General features: G+C 61.3%; 15 protein-coding genes. 7 read left to right on the forward strand and 8 right to left on the reverse strand.

Features of this window, described 5'->3' with window-relative positions; translation table 11 throughout:
• The first annotated feature begins 12 nt into the window (after positions 1-12).
• A complete protein-coding gene (locus ACN50D_RS19795) occupies positions 13-939 on the forward strand; it encodes a hypothetical protein (protein ID WP_249343226.1) in 927 nt (308 codons plus the stop codon).
• 86 nt (positions 940-1,025) lie between these two features.
• Complete coding sequence (locus ACN50D_RS19800) at positions 1,026-3,323, forward strand: serine/threonine-protein kinase (protein ID WP_007726424.1); 2,298 nt, start codon at positions 1,026-1,028, stop codon at positions 3,321-3,323.
• A 27-nt stretch (positions 3,324-3,350) separates the two neighbouring features.
• On the opposite strand, the gene ACN50D_RS19805 is transcribed toward ACN50D_RS19800, so the two are convergent.
• Positions 3,351-3,659 carry an amphi-Trp domain-containing protein gene (locus ACN50D_RS19805; RefSeq protein WP_007726426.1) on the reverse strand — a complete coding sequence of 103 codons (309 nt, stop codon included), beginning with the start codon at positions 3,657-3,659 and terminating at the stop codon, positions 3,351-3,353.
• Positions 3,660-3,907: 248 nt separating this feature from the next.
• Between ACN50D_RS19805 and ACN50D_RS19810 the strand changes: the two genes are divergently transcribed.
• The 3 genes from ACN50D_RS19810 (at position 3,908) to ACN50D_RS19820 (ending at position 7,163) form a co-directional block, all read left to right on the forward strand.
• Entirely contained in the window at positions 3,908-4,351 is a 444-nt protein-coding gene (locus tag ACN50D_RS19810) for a Fur family transcriptional regulator (RefSeq protein WP_037129600.1), read from the forward strand.
• A 36-nt stretch (positions 4,352-4,387) separates the two neighbouring features.
• On the forward strand, positions 4,388-6,610 hold the full coding sequence (katG, locus tag ACN50D_RS19815) for a catalase/peroxidase HPI (RefSeq protein WP_212633930.1): 2,223 nt from the start codon (positions 4,388-4,390) through the stop codon (positions 6,608-6,610).
• 79 nt (positions 6,611-6,689) lie between these two features.
• The gene (locus tag ACN50D_RS19820) at positions 6,690-7,163 is read left to right on the forward strand and encodes an NUDIX hydrolase (protein WP_064114277.1); all 474 of its coding nucleotides are present in this window, start codon (positions 6,690-6,692) and stop codon (positions 7,161-7,163) included.
• A gap of 17 nt (positions 7,164-7,180) precedes the next feature.
• Here the strand turns inward: ACN50D_RS19820 and ACN50D_RS19825 are convergent, their stop codons facing one another.
• From ACN50D_RS19825 to ctaD, 3 genes are read right to left on the reverse strand one after another with little or no spacing between them, the layout of a single operon-like run.
• Positions 7,181-7,999: a universal stress protein gene (locus tag ACN50D_RS19825; RefSeq protein ID WP_064114278.1), complete on the reverse strand. Its 819-nt coding sequence runs from the start codon at positions 7,997-7,999 to the stop codon at positions 7,181-7,183.
• Positions 7,977-8,228, reverse strand: coding sequence for a hypothetical protein (locus ACN50D_RS19830; RefSeq protein ID WP_076948770.1), 252 nt, complete (start codon positions 8,226-8,228; stop codon positions 7,977-7,979). The genes ACN50D_RS19825 and ACN50D_RS19830 overlap by 23 nt, the downstream gene beginning before the upstream one ends.
• Entirely contained in the window at positions 8,221-9,963 is a 1,743-nt protein-coding gene (gene ctaD, locus ACN50D_RS19835) for a cytochrome c oxidase subunit I (protein WP_212633931.1), read from the reverse strand. Before ctaD ends, ACN50D_RS19830 begins: the two co-directional genes overlap by 8 nt.
• A 199-nt stretch (positions 9,964-10,162) precedes the next feature.
• Here ctaD and ACN50D_RS19840 point away from each other — a divergent pair, with 199 nt between their 5' ends.
• A complete protein-coding gene (locus ACN50D_RS19840) occupies positions 10,163-10,543 on the forward strand; it encodes a VOC family protein (RefSeq protein WP_007726436.1) in 381 nt (126 codons plus the stop codon).
• 3 nt (positions 10,544-10,546) lie between these two features.
• Here ACN50D_RS19840 and ACN50D_RS19845 read toward each other — a convergent pair whose 3' ends face one another.
• The 3 genes from ACN50D_RS19845 to ACN50D_RS19855 all read right to left on the reverse strand — a co-directional run bounded on the left by ACN50D_RS19845 (position 10,547) and on the right by ACN50D_RS19855 (position 13,547).
• Positions 10,547-12,247, reverse strand: coding sequence for a GAF domain-containing protein (locus tag ACN50D_RS19845; protein WP_064114281.1), 1,701 nt, complete (start codon positions 12,245-12,247; stop codon positions 10,547-10,549).
• The gene (locus ACN50D_RS19850; RefSeq protein ID WP_042925689.1) at positions 12,237-12,968 is read right to left on the reverse strand and encodes a response regulator transcription factor; all 732 of its coding nucleotides are present in this window, start codon (positions 12,966-12,968) and stop codon (positions 12,237-12,239) included. Before ACN50D_RS19850 ends, ACN50D_RS19845 begins: the two co-directional genes overlap by 11 nt.
• Positions 12,969-13,202: 234 nt before the next feature.
• Positions 13,203-13,547 (reverse strand): nitroreductase/quinone reductase family protein, encoded by a 345-nt coding sequence (locus ACN50D_RS19855; RefSeq protein WP_037129595.1) that lies wholly within the window; start codon positions 13,545-13,547, stop codon positions 13,203-13,205.
• Positions 13,548-13,785: 238 nt separating this feature from the next.
• Between ACN50D_RS19855 and ACN50D_RS19860 the strand changes: the two genes are divergently transcribed.
• On the forward strand, positions 13,786-14,007 hold the full coding sequence (locus ACN50D_RS19860) for an RGCVC family protein (RefSeq protein WP_003941442.1): 222 nt from the start codon (positions 13,786-13,788) through the stop codon (positions 14,005-14,007).
• Between the two features lie 254 nt (positions 14,008-14,261).
• On the opposite strand, the gene ACN50D_RS19865 is transcribed toward ACN50D_RS19860, so the two are convergent.
• On the reverse strand, positions 14,262-14,729 hold the full coding sequence (locus tag ACN50D_RS19865; protein WP_054187602.1) for a DIP1984 family protein: 468 nt from the start codon (positions 14,727-14,729) through the stop codon (positions 14,262-14,264).
• Between the last annotated feature and the right edge of the window lie 122 nt (positions 14,730-14,851).

Raw genomic sequence — 14,851 nt, forward strand, 5'->3', positions numbered from 1 at the left:
GAATCGGTCGCAGTGATCGGAGGTGGCAACGTCGCGCTCGATGTCACGCGGATGCTCCTCGCCGAGGCACAATCGCTGCAGGCCACGGACGTCTCCGACCAAGTTCGGGAAGGGATCGCCGGCAGTCTCATTCGTGAGGTGCACGTCTTCGTCCGACGCGGGCCCGCCGACGCTCGATTCTCACCGAACGAGTTGCGCGCTCTCGGTGAACTGCCCGGAGTTGATGTTGTCGTCGACGCTGCCGATGTCGCGCCGGACCGGCATGTCGAGCGGATGACCAAACAGTTGGTGCACACCCGACTGGCAGTCGAGACACTCCGTGGTTTCGCCGACACTGCGCCTGCCGACCGAACTGCCCAGCGTCGAGTTCACCTGCACTTTTACCGACAGCCCGTGGAGATTCTCGGCAGCGGGAAAGTCGAGGCACTCCGCGTCGAGTGGACTGACCCCGACGGCTACGGTCACGTCACCGCTTCGGGTGTCTGTACCGACTATCCGGTTCAAGCTGTGTACCGGGCAATCGGATTTATCGGGACGCCGCTTGCCGGGGTGCCTTTCGATCACGGACGCGGCATAGTTTCGCACCGGAGCGGCGCGGTGGTCGACGAGAGCGGTCTACCGATCGCGGGCTTGTTCGTGACGGGCTGGATGAAGCGAGGTGCCGCGGGGCTGATCGGTGCGGCGCGGCCAGACGCTCGCCAAACCGTCGAAACCTTGCTGCGACAGTTGGATTCGGCATACGAGCGTCGAGCCGGTCACGGCCGGATCGCGGAGGTCCTCGGGGCCGGCAGAGTGGTGCCCGTCGATTGGGACGGATGGCTTCGCATCGATGCCGCCGAACGTGCCCTCGGCGTGAAGCATGGGCGTGATCGGATCAAAATCAAAGAGCGCGACGAACTCGTTCGCATCGGCACGAAGTCGGCAGTTCACGCCGAATAGATTCGCTGGGGTCTGGAGTACCACCGGGGTTACGCTGAAGTGAGTCACTCCGATTCATTGTGATCGAGGTGCGGAACAGAAGTGTCATGAATGAACGTGGTGCGCAGGCCAGTGACGCGACAATCGCGAGCGGGCCCCTGACCGAACGGGGCACCGTCACCGAGTTGCGCCCTTCAACGCTGCCGGTGGTGCGTGACGGCCAGAACGGTGCAGACGGCCTCGGCCGCCTTGTGGCGGATTGGGAGGAGGGACGAACCCCGTCCGACCTGAGCGACTATCTGCCTGATCCAGCCAAGATTCGTCGGGCGGCGCTGATCGAACTGGTCGGAATCGACATGGAGTACCGCTGGCTGAAAAATGATTGCCCGAAACGGCTCACGGATTACTGTGCCGAGTATCCCGAATTACTCGAAGAACCATTACCGGCCGAGCTCCTGTACGAGGAGTTCCGGCTGCGGAAGCAGGGTGGGGAGGACGTCGCAGCAGCCGAGTACCTCAGCGAGTTTCCCTTGCAGGCAGAGAGTTTCGAGCAGATGTTCGACCGTGATTCGATGGCCGGTCGCGAAGACGTGATGATGTTGGGGCTCTCGGGTTTCGACGAGTTCGAAATCGGGCAGCACCTGGACGATTTCGAACTGGTGTTGGAACTCGGGCACGGCGCATTCGCCCGCGTGTTCCTCGCTCGGCAACTCTCGATGCAGCGGTGGGTTGCGTTGAAAATCTCGCGCAACGTCGGAGTCGAGCCACAGACTCTCGCCCAGCTCGACCATCCCAACATCGTCCGGGTCTTCGATCAACGGCTGCTCGAGGAACGCGCACTGCGAGTCCTTTTCATGGAATACGTGCCGGGTGGGACCCTGCTCGACGTGGTCAAACTTGTCCGCGTGACACCGCAGGCGCAGCGGTCCGGACAACTACTTCTCGACGCCATCGACAAGACCCTGGCGAAGAAGGGAGAGATGAAGCCCAGCGAGACGAGCCTGAGGAGCGAGATCGCTGCGATGTCGTGGCCGGAGACCGTGGCCTGGATGGGGATGCGACTGGCCGATGCCCTCGAGTATGCGCGTGAGCACGGCGTATTACATCGGGACATCAAGCCGGCGAATGTCCTCCTCAGCGTCGAAGGCATCCCCAAGCTCGCCGACTTCAACGTCAGCTCGAGCGAGGAGGTCTCGACCGAGGACGCTGCATGTTTTGTCGGAGGCTCGCTTGCCTACATGTCTCCGGAGCAATTGGAGGCCTGTGCGGTGGGGGCGCCTGGCACACTCGACACCCGTAGCGACATCTATGCACTGGGCGTGATGCTGTGGGAACTCCTCACCGGGAGTAGGCCTTTCACGGACGACGGTACGGGGGAGAGCCCACCGTCGCCCAAGAAGGCGCTCGAGGCCCGCCGGCGCGGGGTGGATCCCGCAGCCGAGGCACGGCTACCGGACGACTGTCCGCCGGCGCTGCGCCGAGTTCTGGTCAAGTCTCTCTCGCCGGAGAGAGACGGAAGGTGGTCTGGCGGCCGAAAGTTGGCTCGTCAGTTCGCACTGTGTCTGGACCGGTCTGCTCGCAATCTGGTGGACCCACCGGAAGGGAGTCCACGTTCGACGCTGTGGAAGTGGGCGCTGCCGATAGTGCTTGCCGCGATCGGAATTCCGAATCTTCTTGCGGCGGGCTACAACTACTACTACAACAAGATGCTGATCATCTCGGGTCTCTCGCCGCAGGCTCAGCAGCATCTCGAGCAGGTTCATCTGGTCATCGGGGTGGCTGCGTTCTCTCTCGGTGCCGCAGCGATCCTGTATTGGTGTCGGCTTGCACTCACCGTGCCTCACGGACTGCGCAACGGTCAGACGTACAGCGCGGAGGTCTTGAACAAAGCGCGTACTGCGACGCTGAACGTCGGACATCGCGCGGTCGTGATCGCATTCGGTCTGTGGGTTCTGGCCGGTATCGCATATCCGGTCGCATTGCAGATTGCCGCCGGCGGAATTCCGCAGCGAGCCTACGTGCACCTGATGTCGTCGCTGGCGGTGTGCGGCGCCGTCGCAGTCGCGTATCCGTTCTTCATCCTGACGTACTACTCGGTTCGATGTCTGTATCCGATCTTGTTGTCACACGGCGAGTTACGAAGCGACGACGGACGCGATATTCGCTCGTTGGGTCGGAGCAGCACGCGTTACCTCGCAGTCGCGGCGTCGGTTCCACTGGTGGGAATCGCGGGGCTCAGTTTTGTCGGTTCGGGTGCCGGTGAGGAACTCAACGCAACAGTCCGTGCGCTGTGTTTGGGCGGTATCGCCGGATTCATCGTTGTGTATCAACTGTTTCGACGGATCGAAAGTGACCTCCGAGCACTGCTGCGCGTCGTGTCTCTCGAGGTGTCGGCATCTCCGTAAGTGCCGAACAACCGTATTCGAGTCGGCCTATGTGGAAGTGCTCTTGCGTGGTCGGCTGCGACGAACTGCTTTGGCGGGAGGCGGAGACTTCTCTTCCGATTCTTCCTGAGGGTCGTCGCGCCAGTGAATCTCGATTTCTATCTCGACTTCGTTGCCGTCGACTTCGATCTCGAGTTCCCACCGAACCTGTTCCGGAACACTGATTTCGATCGAGTCCCCACCCGACCCCAGCTCCACTTCCGATCCACTGGCGAGGGCTTGGCCGAGGGCGATGAGTCGGTCGGCGACTTCCTGCCGTGAGAGTTCTGACTTCCTCTTGATCTCCAGTTTGGGCACGAGCACTCCTGACCTCGGCGGATTCTCCCTTTCACGGTAGTTGGACGACGGGGAGATTGTCGGAGTTTGTGGAACCACACAGCAGGACGCGTCGACGCACAACCAACCTGAAGGCGGTGTGGGGACGCCAGAAAGAGCGAGGAATCCGGCTCACTTCCAGCACGGACGAATCGGTCGGGAGGGCCCTGTCAGCGATGATTTTCGCGAAAGTCTGGGTTCAGTCCAGAAGATTGCGCAATAGTGGAAAGGTGCCTTCGACGCCGGATTATGCAGCCCAACTGCGTAACGCTGAGCTTCGCGTGACTCGTCCCAGAGTCACGGTGCTCGAGGTTGTGCATGCACGCCCACACGCAGCCACCGAGACTGTCTTCGATGCTGTGCGGGCTGTTCTGCCGGGGGTGTCGCGGCAGGCGGTCTACGACGTGTTGCACGCTCTCACCGACGCCGGGCTGATACGGCGGATCCAACCGTCCGGATCGGTGGCGCTGTACGAGTCACGCGTCGGCGACAACCATCATCACGTCGTCTGCCGGTCCTGTGGGGTCGTTGCAGATGTCGACTGCGCAGTCGGAGAGGCACCGTGTTTGACGCCGTCGGCGCACAACGGTTTCGTTCTCGACGAAGCCGAGGTCATTTACTGGGGCCTGTGTCCCGACTGCTCGACAACTCAGAGTTTGCGATCACAAACGTGATCGAAGTCCGTTCTACTCGCTCATGGAGGGATTACCGTGTCCGATAGTTGCCCGGTTGCTCACGACGGAAACACCGAGAGCACCAGCGAAAGTGAAAACCCCGCAATCCCGTCTCCGACGCCTACCGGGAATCGTCCGAGAACAAACAGCGACTGGTGGCCGAATCAGCCGGATCTCTCTGTCTTGCATTCACATTCGTCGAAGTCGAATCCGATGGGTGCCGACTTCGATTACGCCCAGGAATTCGCCAAGCTCGATGTCGAGGCGCTAAAGCGCGACGTCATCGCGTTGATGACGGCGTCGCAGGATTGGTGGCCGGCCGACTACGGGCACTACGGCGGACTCTTCGTGCGTATGAGCTGGCATGCTGCCGGCACCTATCGCATTGCAGACGGCCGCGGCGGTGGCGGCCAAGGTGCTCAGCGTTTCGCCCCGCTCAACAGTTGGCCGGACAACGCCAGCCTCGACAAGGCCCGGCGCCTGCTTTGGCCCGTGAAGCAGAAGTACGGAAAGCAGGTTTCCTGGGCCGACCTGCTGGTGTTCGCGGGCAACTGCGCCCTGGAGTCGATGGGGTTCAAGACCTTCGGCTTCGGATTCGGCCGAGAAGACATCTGGGAGCCCGAGGAGATCTACTGGGGTCCCGAGGACACCTGGCTCGGCGACGAGCGTTACAGCGGAGACCGTGAGCTGTCCGGACCGCTCGGAGCCGTGCAGATGGGCCTGATCTACGTCAATCCCGAAGGACCCAACGGGCAACCGGATCCGGTAGCGGCCGCCCGCGACATCCGTGAAACGTTCGCCCGCATGGCGATGAACGACGTGGAGACAGCTGCGCTGATCGCCGGCGGTCACACCTTCGGCAAGACGCACGGAGCCGGACCGGCCGACCTCGTCGGACCGGAACCGGAAGGTGCTCCCATCGAGCAGCAGGGACTGGGCTGGAAGAGTGCCTTCGGCACGGGTGTGGGTAAGGACGCGATCACCAGTGGTCTCGAAGTCGTGTGGACTCCCACTCCGACGAAGTGGGACAACACCTTCTTGGAGATTCTGTACGGCTACGACTGGGAGCTGACCAAGAGTCCGGCGGGTGCGTGGCAGTGGATTCCGAAGGACGGCGCGGGGGCGGGCACCATCCCGGATCCGTTCGATTCGTCGGCCGGACGCACCCCGACGATGCTGACGACCGACCTGTCCCTACGCCTGGATCCGACATACGAGAAGATCACCCGGCGCTGGCTCGATCATCCGGAAGAATTCGCCGAAGAGTTCGCCAAGGCTTGGTACAAGCTCCTTCACCGTGACATGGGACCGGTCACGCGCTACCTGGGACCTTGGGTTCCCGAGCCGCAGCTGTGGCAGGACCCGGTTCCCTCGGCCGATGATCAACTGATCGGGGACGCAGACATCGCGATCCTCAAGAGTCGACTTCTCGACTCCGGGCTGTCCATTTCGCAGTTGGTATCGACGGCGTGGGCGTCTGCCGCGAGCTTCCGCAGCACGGACATGCGCGGCGGCGCCAACGGTGCGCGAATCCGACTGGAGCCGCAGAAGAATTGGGAAGTCAACGAGCCCGCAGCTCTCTCCTCGGTGCTTCAGACTCTCGAGCGGGTTCAGCAGGACTTCAACCAGGCTGGTGGAGCAAAGGTTTCTCTCGCCGACCTGATCGTTCTGGGTGGTACAGCGGCCGTCGAACAGGCTGCGAAGAACGCCGGACAGGACATCACGGTCTCGTTCACTCCGGGACGTACGGACGCAACGCAGGAGCAGACAGACGTCGACTCGTTCGAGGTACTCGAACCCCGGGCCGACGGATTCCGGAACTACCTCAAGGGAGGCGAGAAGATTCCGGCAGAGATTCTGTTGGTCGACCGCGCGTACATGCTGTCGCTGACCCCGCCCGAGGTGACAGTGATGGTCGGCGGACTTCGCGCGCTGAACGCGAACTTCGGCAATACCCGTCACGGCGTGTTCACCGATCGTCCCGAGACGTTGACCAACGATTTCTTCGTCAACCTTCTCGACATGGGTACCGAGTGGAAGCCGTCGAAGACGGACGAAAACGTCTACGACGGTGTTGATCGCGTGACGGGCGATCCGAAGTACACGGCAACTGCGGTCGATCTCGTTTTCGGATCGAATTCGCAACTGCGTGCACTCGCCGAGGTGTACGCCAGTGCAGACGCCAAGCAGAAGTTCGCCGAGGACTTCGCCGCAGCCTGGACCAAGGTGATGGACCTCGACCGGTTCGACGTGAACTGATCCAGCAGATCGTCGACGACGCCCCGCGAGCTTGTTCTCGCGGGGCGCCGTCATTTCACGCGCACGATAGCGTGGTCGTGTGGCCGATCAATTTGCGCTGGTACCAGCGGTGTACGTGCTGTTCTGTCGAAGCAACCCGGTACAACGGCGCGAGGTGCTGCTGCAATTGCGCGAGGGCACGGGATTCATGGACGGATACTGGGCTCACGCTGCTGCGGGCCACGTCGAACTGGGGGAGTCGGCGATCGACGCTGCCGTTCGGGAGGCTGCGGAAGAACTTGGTGTCGAGTTGCTTTCCTCGGAACTGAAGCCGCTGACCGTGTTGCATCGCCGCCACGCGGACGGGAGCGAACCGGTGGATCATCGAGTGGACTTCTTCTACGAATGCCGCACGTGGTCGGGTGAACCACGCCGGATGGAGCCGTTGAAATCTGCAGATCTGCGGTGGTGGCCGGTTGACGAACTCCCGGAGAAGTTGGTCGACCACGAGCGTTTCGTAATCGAAGCCCATCACTCCGGTCAGCTCGCACCCATCCACAGTTACGGCTTCTGACCGGGTGACGATCTGATTCAGGCTTCGCTGGCAACGATGACCGGGCAGTGTGCTTTTCGAATCATCGCACTGCTCGTGGTGCCGAGAGCGGTGTCGTCGAACGAGCCTCGCCCACGCCGACCCACGACGAGAAGCCGTGCCTCGGTGGAGAGTTGTTCAAGAATGGCAACCGAGGGGCCGTCGAACTCGATCTGACGGATTGCGACGCCAGGGTAGAGCGTGGCCCAACCCGACAGTTGCCACGTCAGCGGCGTCGAGTGCTGGGGCGAGTGCCCGGATGCGAAGTCTCGACGCAGCTCGGCCTCTGGCGGCGCTGCGTGCACGACGACCAGTTCGGTGTTCGCTGCCTCTGCTTCCTTGAATGCGATGGCCAGAGCGCTTTCGCTGTAGGCGCTTCCGTCCAAACCGACGACAACCGGCAAGGCTGCCGCAGCGCTGCTTTCACGCGGTGTTCCGACTCTTGCGAACGAACATGTCGGTCCAGGTGCGGCGGGATCGTCCTGTGTTGCGACGATCAAGGCGGCCTCGGACGTCAACGCGGTGAGGATTGCGGTGTTTTCCCCGGAGATCAGATCGGTCCGGATCCGAAGATCTGGCGACACCGACTCGGCGATCTGAATGGCCTCCATGAACAGGCCGGTCGGCGATGCCGAGGTGTTCAGATCGGCGCTCGGAGCTACGAAAACGATTCGCATCCAGAGACCGTGGCGATGTGCGAACTCAGCCGCCCACGTGATCACGTCGGGGCGCACCGGGGATCCGTCGATGCACACGACCACCGCTCCGTCCGCGGACCACTCCGAGGTGATGAGATCAGTCGATAGTTCGGGCTTCATCGTGAACTCCTCGAGCTGTGTCTGTTGAACGCGAACTAGCTTGCAGGACAGTGCCGAACAGCAATCCTGCGACGACTATCGAGCACGCGGCAGTCGTCAGGGGCAACCACACGAGCGTCGTGACAGCGAACATGAGCACGAGCAACGGGGCGAGGAGATGGCCGGGTTTCGCTCGGCGTTCGTGGTGCTGCTTTTCTGCCCAGGCTCGGTGCTTCGTGCCGTCATTCATGTTGTTTCACCTCAGTTCTCACGTCGGAAACCGACTTGTGACCAAGCAGTCCGACATGCGCCTCGTCGCGCATTCTTTCGACCATGTGGGGGTAGTGCAGTTCGAATGCCGGCCGCTCACTGCGGATTCGGGGGAGTTCGGTGAAGTTGTGTCGCGGTGGTGGGCAGGACGTCGCCCATTCGAGCGAGTTTCCGAAGCCCCAAGGATCGTCGACGGTCACAATTCGGCCGTACCGGTAGCTCTTGAAAACGTTCCAGATGAACGGAATCGTCGAGGCTCCGAGCACAAACGCGCCGATGGTCGAGATCGTGTTGAGAAGAGTGAAATTGTCCGATGGCAGGTAGTCCGCGTACCGCCGAGGCATGCCCTGGGCGCCGAGCCAATGCTGGACGAGAAATGTTGCGTGAAAGCCGATCAGGGTCAACCAGAAATGGATCTTGGCGAGCTTCTCGTCCAACATCCGGCCGGTCATTTTCGGGAACCAAAAGTAGATTCCGGCGTATGTCGCGAACGCGATTGTCCCGAAGAGGACGTAATGGAAATGCGCGACAACAAAGTACGAGTCGGTGACATGAAAGTCCAAGGGCGGGCTGGCAAGGATGACGCCGGAGAGTCCGCCGAACAGGAATGTGACCAGGAAGCCGACGGAGAACAGCATGGGCGATTCGAAAGTCAACTGCCCCTTCCACATGGTGCCGATCCAGTTGAAGAACTTGACTCCGGTGGGAACTGCGATCAGGAAGGTCATGAACGAGAAGTAGGGGAGGAGAACGGCGCCGGTTGCGTACATGTGGTGCGCCCACACAGCGATCGACAGTGCAGCAATTCCCAATGTTGCGTAGACCAATCCGGTGTATCCGAAGATCGGCTTGCGGCTGAAGACGGGGAAGATCTCCGAGACTATGCCGAAGAACGGCAGCGCCAGAATGTAGACCTCGGGATGGCCGAAGAACCAGAACAGGTGCTGCCACAACATGACTCCACCGGTGGCGGGGTCGAACAGGTGCGCTCCCAGGTGCCGGTCCACCCACAGTCCGATCAAGGCAGCAGCGAGCAGCGGAAAAACGAGGAGGATCAGCATGCTGGCGACCAGCGCATTCCACGTGAAGATCGGCATGCGGAACATCGTCATACCCGGGGTGCGCAGGCAGACGATCGTCGAAACGATGTTGACTGCGCCGAGGATGGTGCCGACGCCACCGAGAGCGAGACCGATGATCCACAGGTCGGCGCCCATGCCGGGGGAGTGGAGTTCGCTGGTGAGCGGTACGTAGGCGGTCCAGCCGAAATCTGCCGCACCACCAGGTGTTACGAATCCGGCGGACGCGATCAGGCCGCCGAAGAGATAGAGCCAGTAGCTGAAGGCGTTGAGTCGCGGGAAACACACGTCCGGCGACCCGATCTGCAGTGGCATGAGGTAGTTGGCGAATCCGAAGAATACCGGGGTCGCGTACAGCAGGAGCATGATCGTGCCGTGCATGGTGAACAACTGGTTGTACTGCTCGTTGGACAGGAATTGCATTCCCGGAACGGTCAATTCCATGCGCATGAGTAGTGCCATCAGTCCGCCGATCAAGAAGAAGGCAAACGAAGTCACGATGTACATCAGACCGATCATCTTGTGATCGGTGGTCCTGAGGATCTCGACCAGTTTCGAACCCTTCGGAGCGGTTCGGGGAATTGCATCGGCGGGGGAATCGACCTCACCGACCGGCCGGGGCGCTAGATCAACCACGACGGCCGCCTACGCACATCGACGTGACGAAAGACCGAGAATGCCTGGGACTGTGGAACATAACGCAATGATCGTGGCGACCGGGAACTTGGACGAGGGGAAAAGGTCCCTAGGATCGGAACAGAGGCATGGCGTAGATCACGTGGTCCGGTACGGTCGAGAGAGTTGTCTTCACGAGCGGAAAGAAAGCGAGATGGTCATGGCATGTCGTATCAGTGAACTGGTGCTCGGTTGCCGGGAACCCGAGGTGCTGGGCCGGTTCTGGTGCGAGGTCCTGGACTTCGTCGTGCTCGATCGAATGGACGACGGTTCGTTGGAGATCGGCCCACGCGAAGGGTTCGGCGGTCCGCAGCCGACGATCATCCTCAGTCGCAGAGACGAACCGGAGAAGGGTAAGCCCCGCCTGCATATCGACGTCAACGCCACCGATCGCGATCAGGAGGCCGAACTGGAACGCCTGTTGAGTCTTGGTGCGCGGCCGGCCGACATCGGCCAGACAGGGCACGAACAATGGCATGTCCTGGCCGATCCGGAAGGTAACGAGTTCTGCCTGCTCAAGGCCCAACTGGATCCGCTCTGACGCTCAACGATGCTGGATCGGCAACGGACTTCGCCTGGGGCTCAGCGGAACACGCCACACCAGTTCGGTGACACCGTTCTCGCTGGTGATGTTGCTCGAGCCTCCGCACTGACGAGCGCGGGTCGCCAGGTTGTCGAGACCGTGGATTCTGGTTGCCTGGTCGATTCCCACACCGTCGTCGACGATGCTGATGACAAGCTCCTCGGTGGCCCGGATGGTGACGTCGATGGCATCGGCATGTGCATGCCGCAGAGCGTTGCTCAAGCCCTCGCGCACAACGGCTTCGGCGTGCGGGGCAAGTCGAGACGGGACGGAACTGTCGATGGTTCCCTCGAAAGTGACGCTGGGAGTGATCGACGAGTGGCCGGACAGACCGTTGACGGCATCGAGTAGTCGCCGCCGCAGGCTTGTGGGAGTAGACATCTCGCTCGTATGGAGGTCGAAGACTGCGGTGCGGATTTCACGGACTGTTCGATCGAGTTGATCGACAGAGGTGTCCAATACGGTTCGAACGGTGTCCTCGTCGCCTGGACGTTGCAGCACCCCCTGCAAACTCAACCCGGTGGCGAACAGCTGTTGGATGACGTGGTCATGGAGATCCCGCGCGATTCGGTCGCGATCTTCGAGGACGTCGACCAGTCTTTCTTTCCGTTGCTGTTCTGCGAATTCGACAGTGACAGAAGCGATGTCTGCCATCGCCGTCAGTTGCTCGATCTCGTCCACTCCCCACGGGCGGTTGCTGCGGCGTGACGCGAAGAGAACACCGCCGCCGAACGAGGTCCCGGAGAGGGGGAGTGCGACCACTGATTCGTCGCCGGAAACATTCAGTGCCGGAACGGAACTGCCATGTGGTGCAGAGATCGGCCGCCGGCTCCGCGCAGCGTCGTCGATCACGGTCCCGGACAGATCGACGGCTGATCCGGTCGCGGGGACAGGCTGGGAATCAGCAGCATCGGCGACGTGGACTACCGGCTCTCTGCCGAGGTCGTAGCGAACGACGCACACAAGATTTCCATCCGTGAGGTGCCGCGTCGTCCGAACCAGTTCCGATAGCGTCTCGTCGCGGGATCCGCCGCTGAGCAGACGTGCATTGACGGCGGCGACGGCCTTGAGCCAGGCTTCTCGCGTCCGGGATTCCTCGAACAGACGCGCATTGTCGATGGCGATGCTCGCAGCATTTGCCAGAATCTGGAGTACAGCCTCGTCGCGGTCGTCGAATGCAGTCCGTTCCGAGCTGTCCGCGAGGTAGATGCTGCCGAACACCTCGCCCCTGACGAAGATCGGAACACCGAGAAACGTGTCCATCGGCGGATGATTGGTCGGAAACCCTGCCGAGGACGGATGCGAGGAGATTCGGTCGGTTCGAACCGGGCACGGTTCTCGAACGACCAGGCCCAGCAGGCCGTGTCCTTCGGGAAGATGCCCGATTTTGGCAACCTGCCCCTGAGTCAAACCGGAGTGGATGAATCGGGACAAGCGTCCGTCGGGGGATTTCACGCCGAGCGCGCCGTAGTCCGCTTCGAGGAGATGTCGCGCGACGTCGACTATCTGTTGCAGGGTTTCGTCGAGCTGGAGTGTGGACCCGACGGTCAACACGGCACTGAGCAGTTTGGGAATTGCAGTCGGGTTGAGAGCAGTCAGCTCCGCGCTTCCGGCGATGTCGCCGAAAAGGCTGAGCATGAGCGCGTCGCGGCTACCTGGCATGGTGCGTGCCCGTGGTGGCGGAGAAGGGCGAGCCGGACGGCGTCAGCAGGTGAGTGGTCGCCTGGCCGGAAGGATCCGGGTGCGAAGTGCCCGCACGAAGCTTTGTCGCCAGAACTGCGGCCTGCGTTCGACGTTCGAGACCCAGTTTCTCGAGGATGCGTGAGACGTAGTTCTTGACTGTTTTCTCCGAGAGTTCTGCGTGCGAGCTGATCTCTCGATTGCTCAGTCCCTTGCCGATCAACTCGAAGATCAAGAGCTCCTGATCGGTCAACAGGGCTGCCGCAGTACCCGACTCCTGTTCGGACCGGATGCGCCGGACCAAACCGATCACCGCCTGGGTGTTCAACAGCGACTTGCCGGTAGCAACCGTGCGGATCGCCGACACCAGGTCGTGGCCGCGGATGTTCTTGAGGACGAATCCTCGTGCGCCGGCGATCAGGGCGTCGAGCAGTGCGTCGTCGTCGGAGTACGACGTGAGCATCAAAGTGGCGGCGCTCGGGTAGGTCGACGCCAGTTCTCGGCACAGTTCCACGCCGTTACCGTCGGGAAGTCTGACGTCCATGACAACCACGTCGGGTCGGCATTCGGGTATTCCGGCCGAGGCTTCGCGAACACACGACGCCTCGCCAACAACGTTGAATCCCGGTACCTGATTCAACAGGTCTGCCAATCCACGACGGACGATCTCGTGGTCGTCGACCAGATAGATGCCGATCGTCACGGTGGTCACCTCTTCCAGCTCACGCCTGCCGTCGATGTTACCGGACGGTAATGTCCCGACAGGATCGGGTTGTCCGACCGATGGTCGACAAAAAACCCGCGTCGAAGGGTGCGAGACCGAGTCTCGATTGCACAGAGTCAAAGGTCCCGACCGTCACGAGATCTGAATCACCCAGATCTCGTGAGGCGGTGGGTGTGAGCTGAATGTGATTGCACCGGTGGCTGTTCGATCCGCTCAGTCGACGGGAGCGAGTTCGACGGAGACGTAGACACCCTTGCCTTTTCGGTGTGCGAGTGCCTCGCCGGGGCGATCGATACCGTCCAGTTGGAGAACGATCGGACCTTGTTCCGGGTAGAAATTGCGCCACCAACTCTTCTTGTCCGGCATGGCAACGCCGATCGTCACATGGTCGCCTTTTCGTTTGTAGGACACGGGCGCGCTGAAGGTGCGACCGGACTTGCGTCCGACGTAGGTGATGACGGTCATGGAACGGCCCAGTAGTTTGCCTACGATCGGAGCGCCGATCAGTGGTTGGACCACTACGTTCACGGCGGCGGATACACGTTGGAAAGTGTTCACGAGAAGCCCTTTCACGACGAATGCTGCACGAATTCGAATCCTGCACGGAAATGGTGCGTGCAGTAGTTCTATCCTGCTCGACCGGGATTGTCGCGTGGGCAGAAATTGGTACAAACCGGTGTGCCGAAGCGAGTAGCGTGGGGTACGTCGAGGGTCATTCGAATATGCGCGGTCAAGCCATGTCGTCCTCGACGCCAACCCGGTCTGTGGTCGAACGGCCGAGAACTGGAGCGCCTGTATGGCGTCGAACCCGTCCGATGTGTCGAATGCACGAGGGCAATCCGAGTCGACTGACGAGGATCAGAAAACACCGTCGATCTGCCCGGCGTGTCAGCACAGTATGGAATCCCACGATCCGCTCGGGGTTCGCTTCTGCGCAGTGACTGCCGACCGCGGTCTCGATCGAAAGTGCATCTGCGCTGCAGATCGCGAGGAGATGCAGCACTATTCGCGCTACTGAGGTGCATCCTGCATCCCAATCGGAGACGCACCGACCTGTAGTCGCCGACAGTGCTGGATGCCCCGAACCCGCCCTCGTCTATCGACGATCAGCACGTGGTGGTGATGTGTGCGTAGTGCACTTTTACCTGTACGACGTGCAGGGCTGCAATGTGTAGGTGCGCTGCCCGCCGCGCTCAGAGGTGACCGGATAGACCGCCGGTCGCGGTGTGTGCTCGCTTCGCCGAACGACTACCTGCTCCAACGCTGCCGTGCTTACTCGATCAGATCCACCTCCCAATTCGTTCGTTGAATCTGTGTATCGACCTCGCGAATCTCGCGGGCGAGGTCGTCCGCGATTGCCCGAAGTTCGGTGACGGGGACTGCCGCGACATAGACCAATTCTGATCGGAGTTGACGACCGTAACCTCGCTCTTCGCGCCCGGACGCGGCGTCCGCAGCGGCATTGACTGCAGAGTGTCTCAGACGCAGCACATCTCGATGGGCGAGTGCATCTGTGACAGTGCCGTTTCCGAGGATCGCCTGCGCATTGGTTCGATTGATCGCGCGCATCAACCGTTCGAGTTCGCTCAGAGTTGACGTCAGCACTTCGAGAAGGACGGCGGCGTCTTCGGCGGGAACTTCTCCCTCCTGGTGGCGTGCATTGTCGACGATCCGCTCGCGCAAGTGCGCAACCTTGCGAGTGGTGTCACTTCGTAGCGCCAGTGCCTCTGCCAGTTTCATGGATGAAGCTCCTGCTCTGACCTGAATCGGGAACTCCAAGCTAGCACTCGATTGACAACCTGGGTCGGATTCCATTGTCTTGCTGCGTTCTTCCCAGTTCAGCATTCGAATCATCTTGGAGA

The organism is Rhodococcus sp. SB1D (assembly GCF_048573875.1).
GTDB lineage: Bacteria > Actinomycetota > Actinomycetes > Mycobacteriales > Mycobacteriaceae > Rhodococcus_F > Rhodococcus_F qingshengii.

Coding starts and splice junctions, on each gene's coding strand:
- ACN50D_RS19865 (WP_054187602.1), bottom strand. CDS start 14,729: ATGAAACTGGCAGAGGCACTGGCGCTACGAAGTGACACCACTCGCAAG.
- ACN50D_RS19825 (WP_064114278.1), bottom strand. CDS start 7,999: ATGAAGCCCGAACTATCGACTGATCTCATCACCTCGGAGTGGTCCGCG.
- ACN50D_RS19845 (WP_064114281.1), bottom strand. CDS start 12,247: ATGCCAGGTAGCCGCGACGCGCTCATGCTCAGCCTTTTCGGCGACATC.
- ACN50D_RS19830 (WP_076948770.1), bottom strand. CDS start 8,228: ATGAATGACGGCACGAAGCACCGAGCCTGGGCAGAAAAGCAGCACCAC.
- ACN50D_RS19840 (WP_007726436.1), top strand. CDS start 10,163: ATGGCATGTCGTATCAGTGAACTGGTGCTCGGTTGCCGGGAACCCGAG.
- ACN50D_RS19800 (WP_007726424.1), top strand. CDS start 1,026: ATGAATGAACGTGGTGCGCAGGCCAGTGACGCGACAATCGCGAGCGGG.
- ACN50D_RS19860 (WP_003941442.1), top strand. CDS start 13,786: ATGGCGTCGAACCCGTCCGATGTGTCGAATGCACGAGGGCAATCCGAG.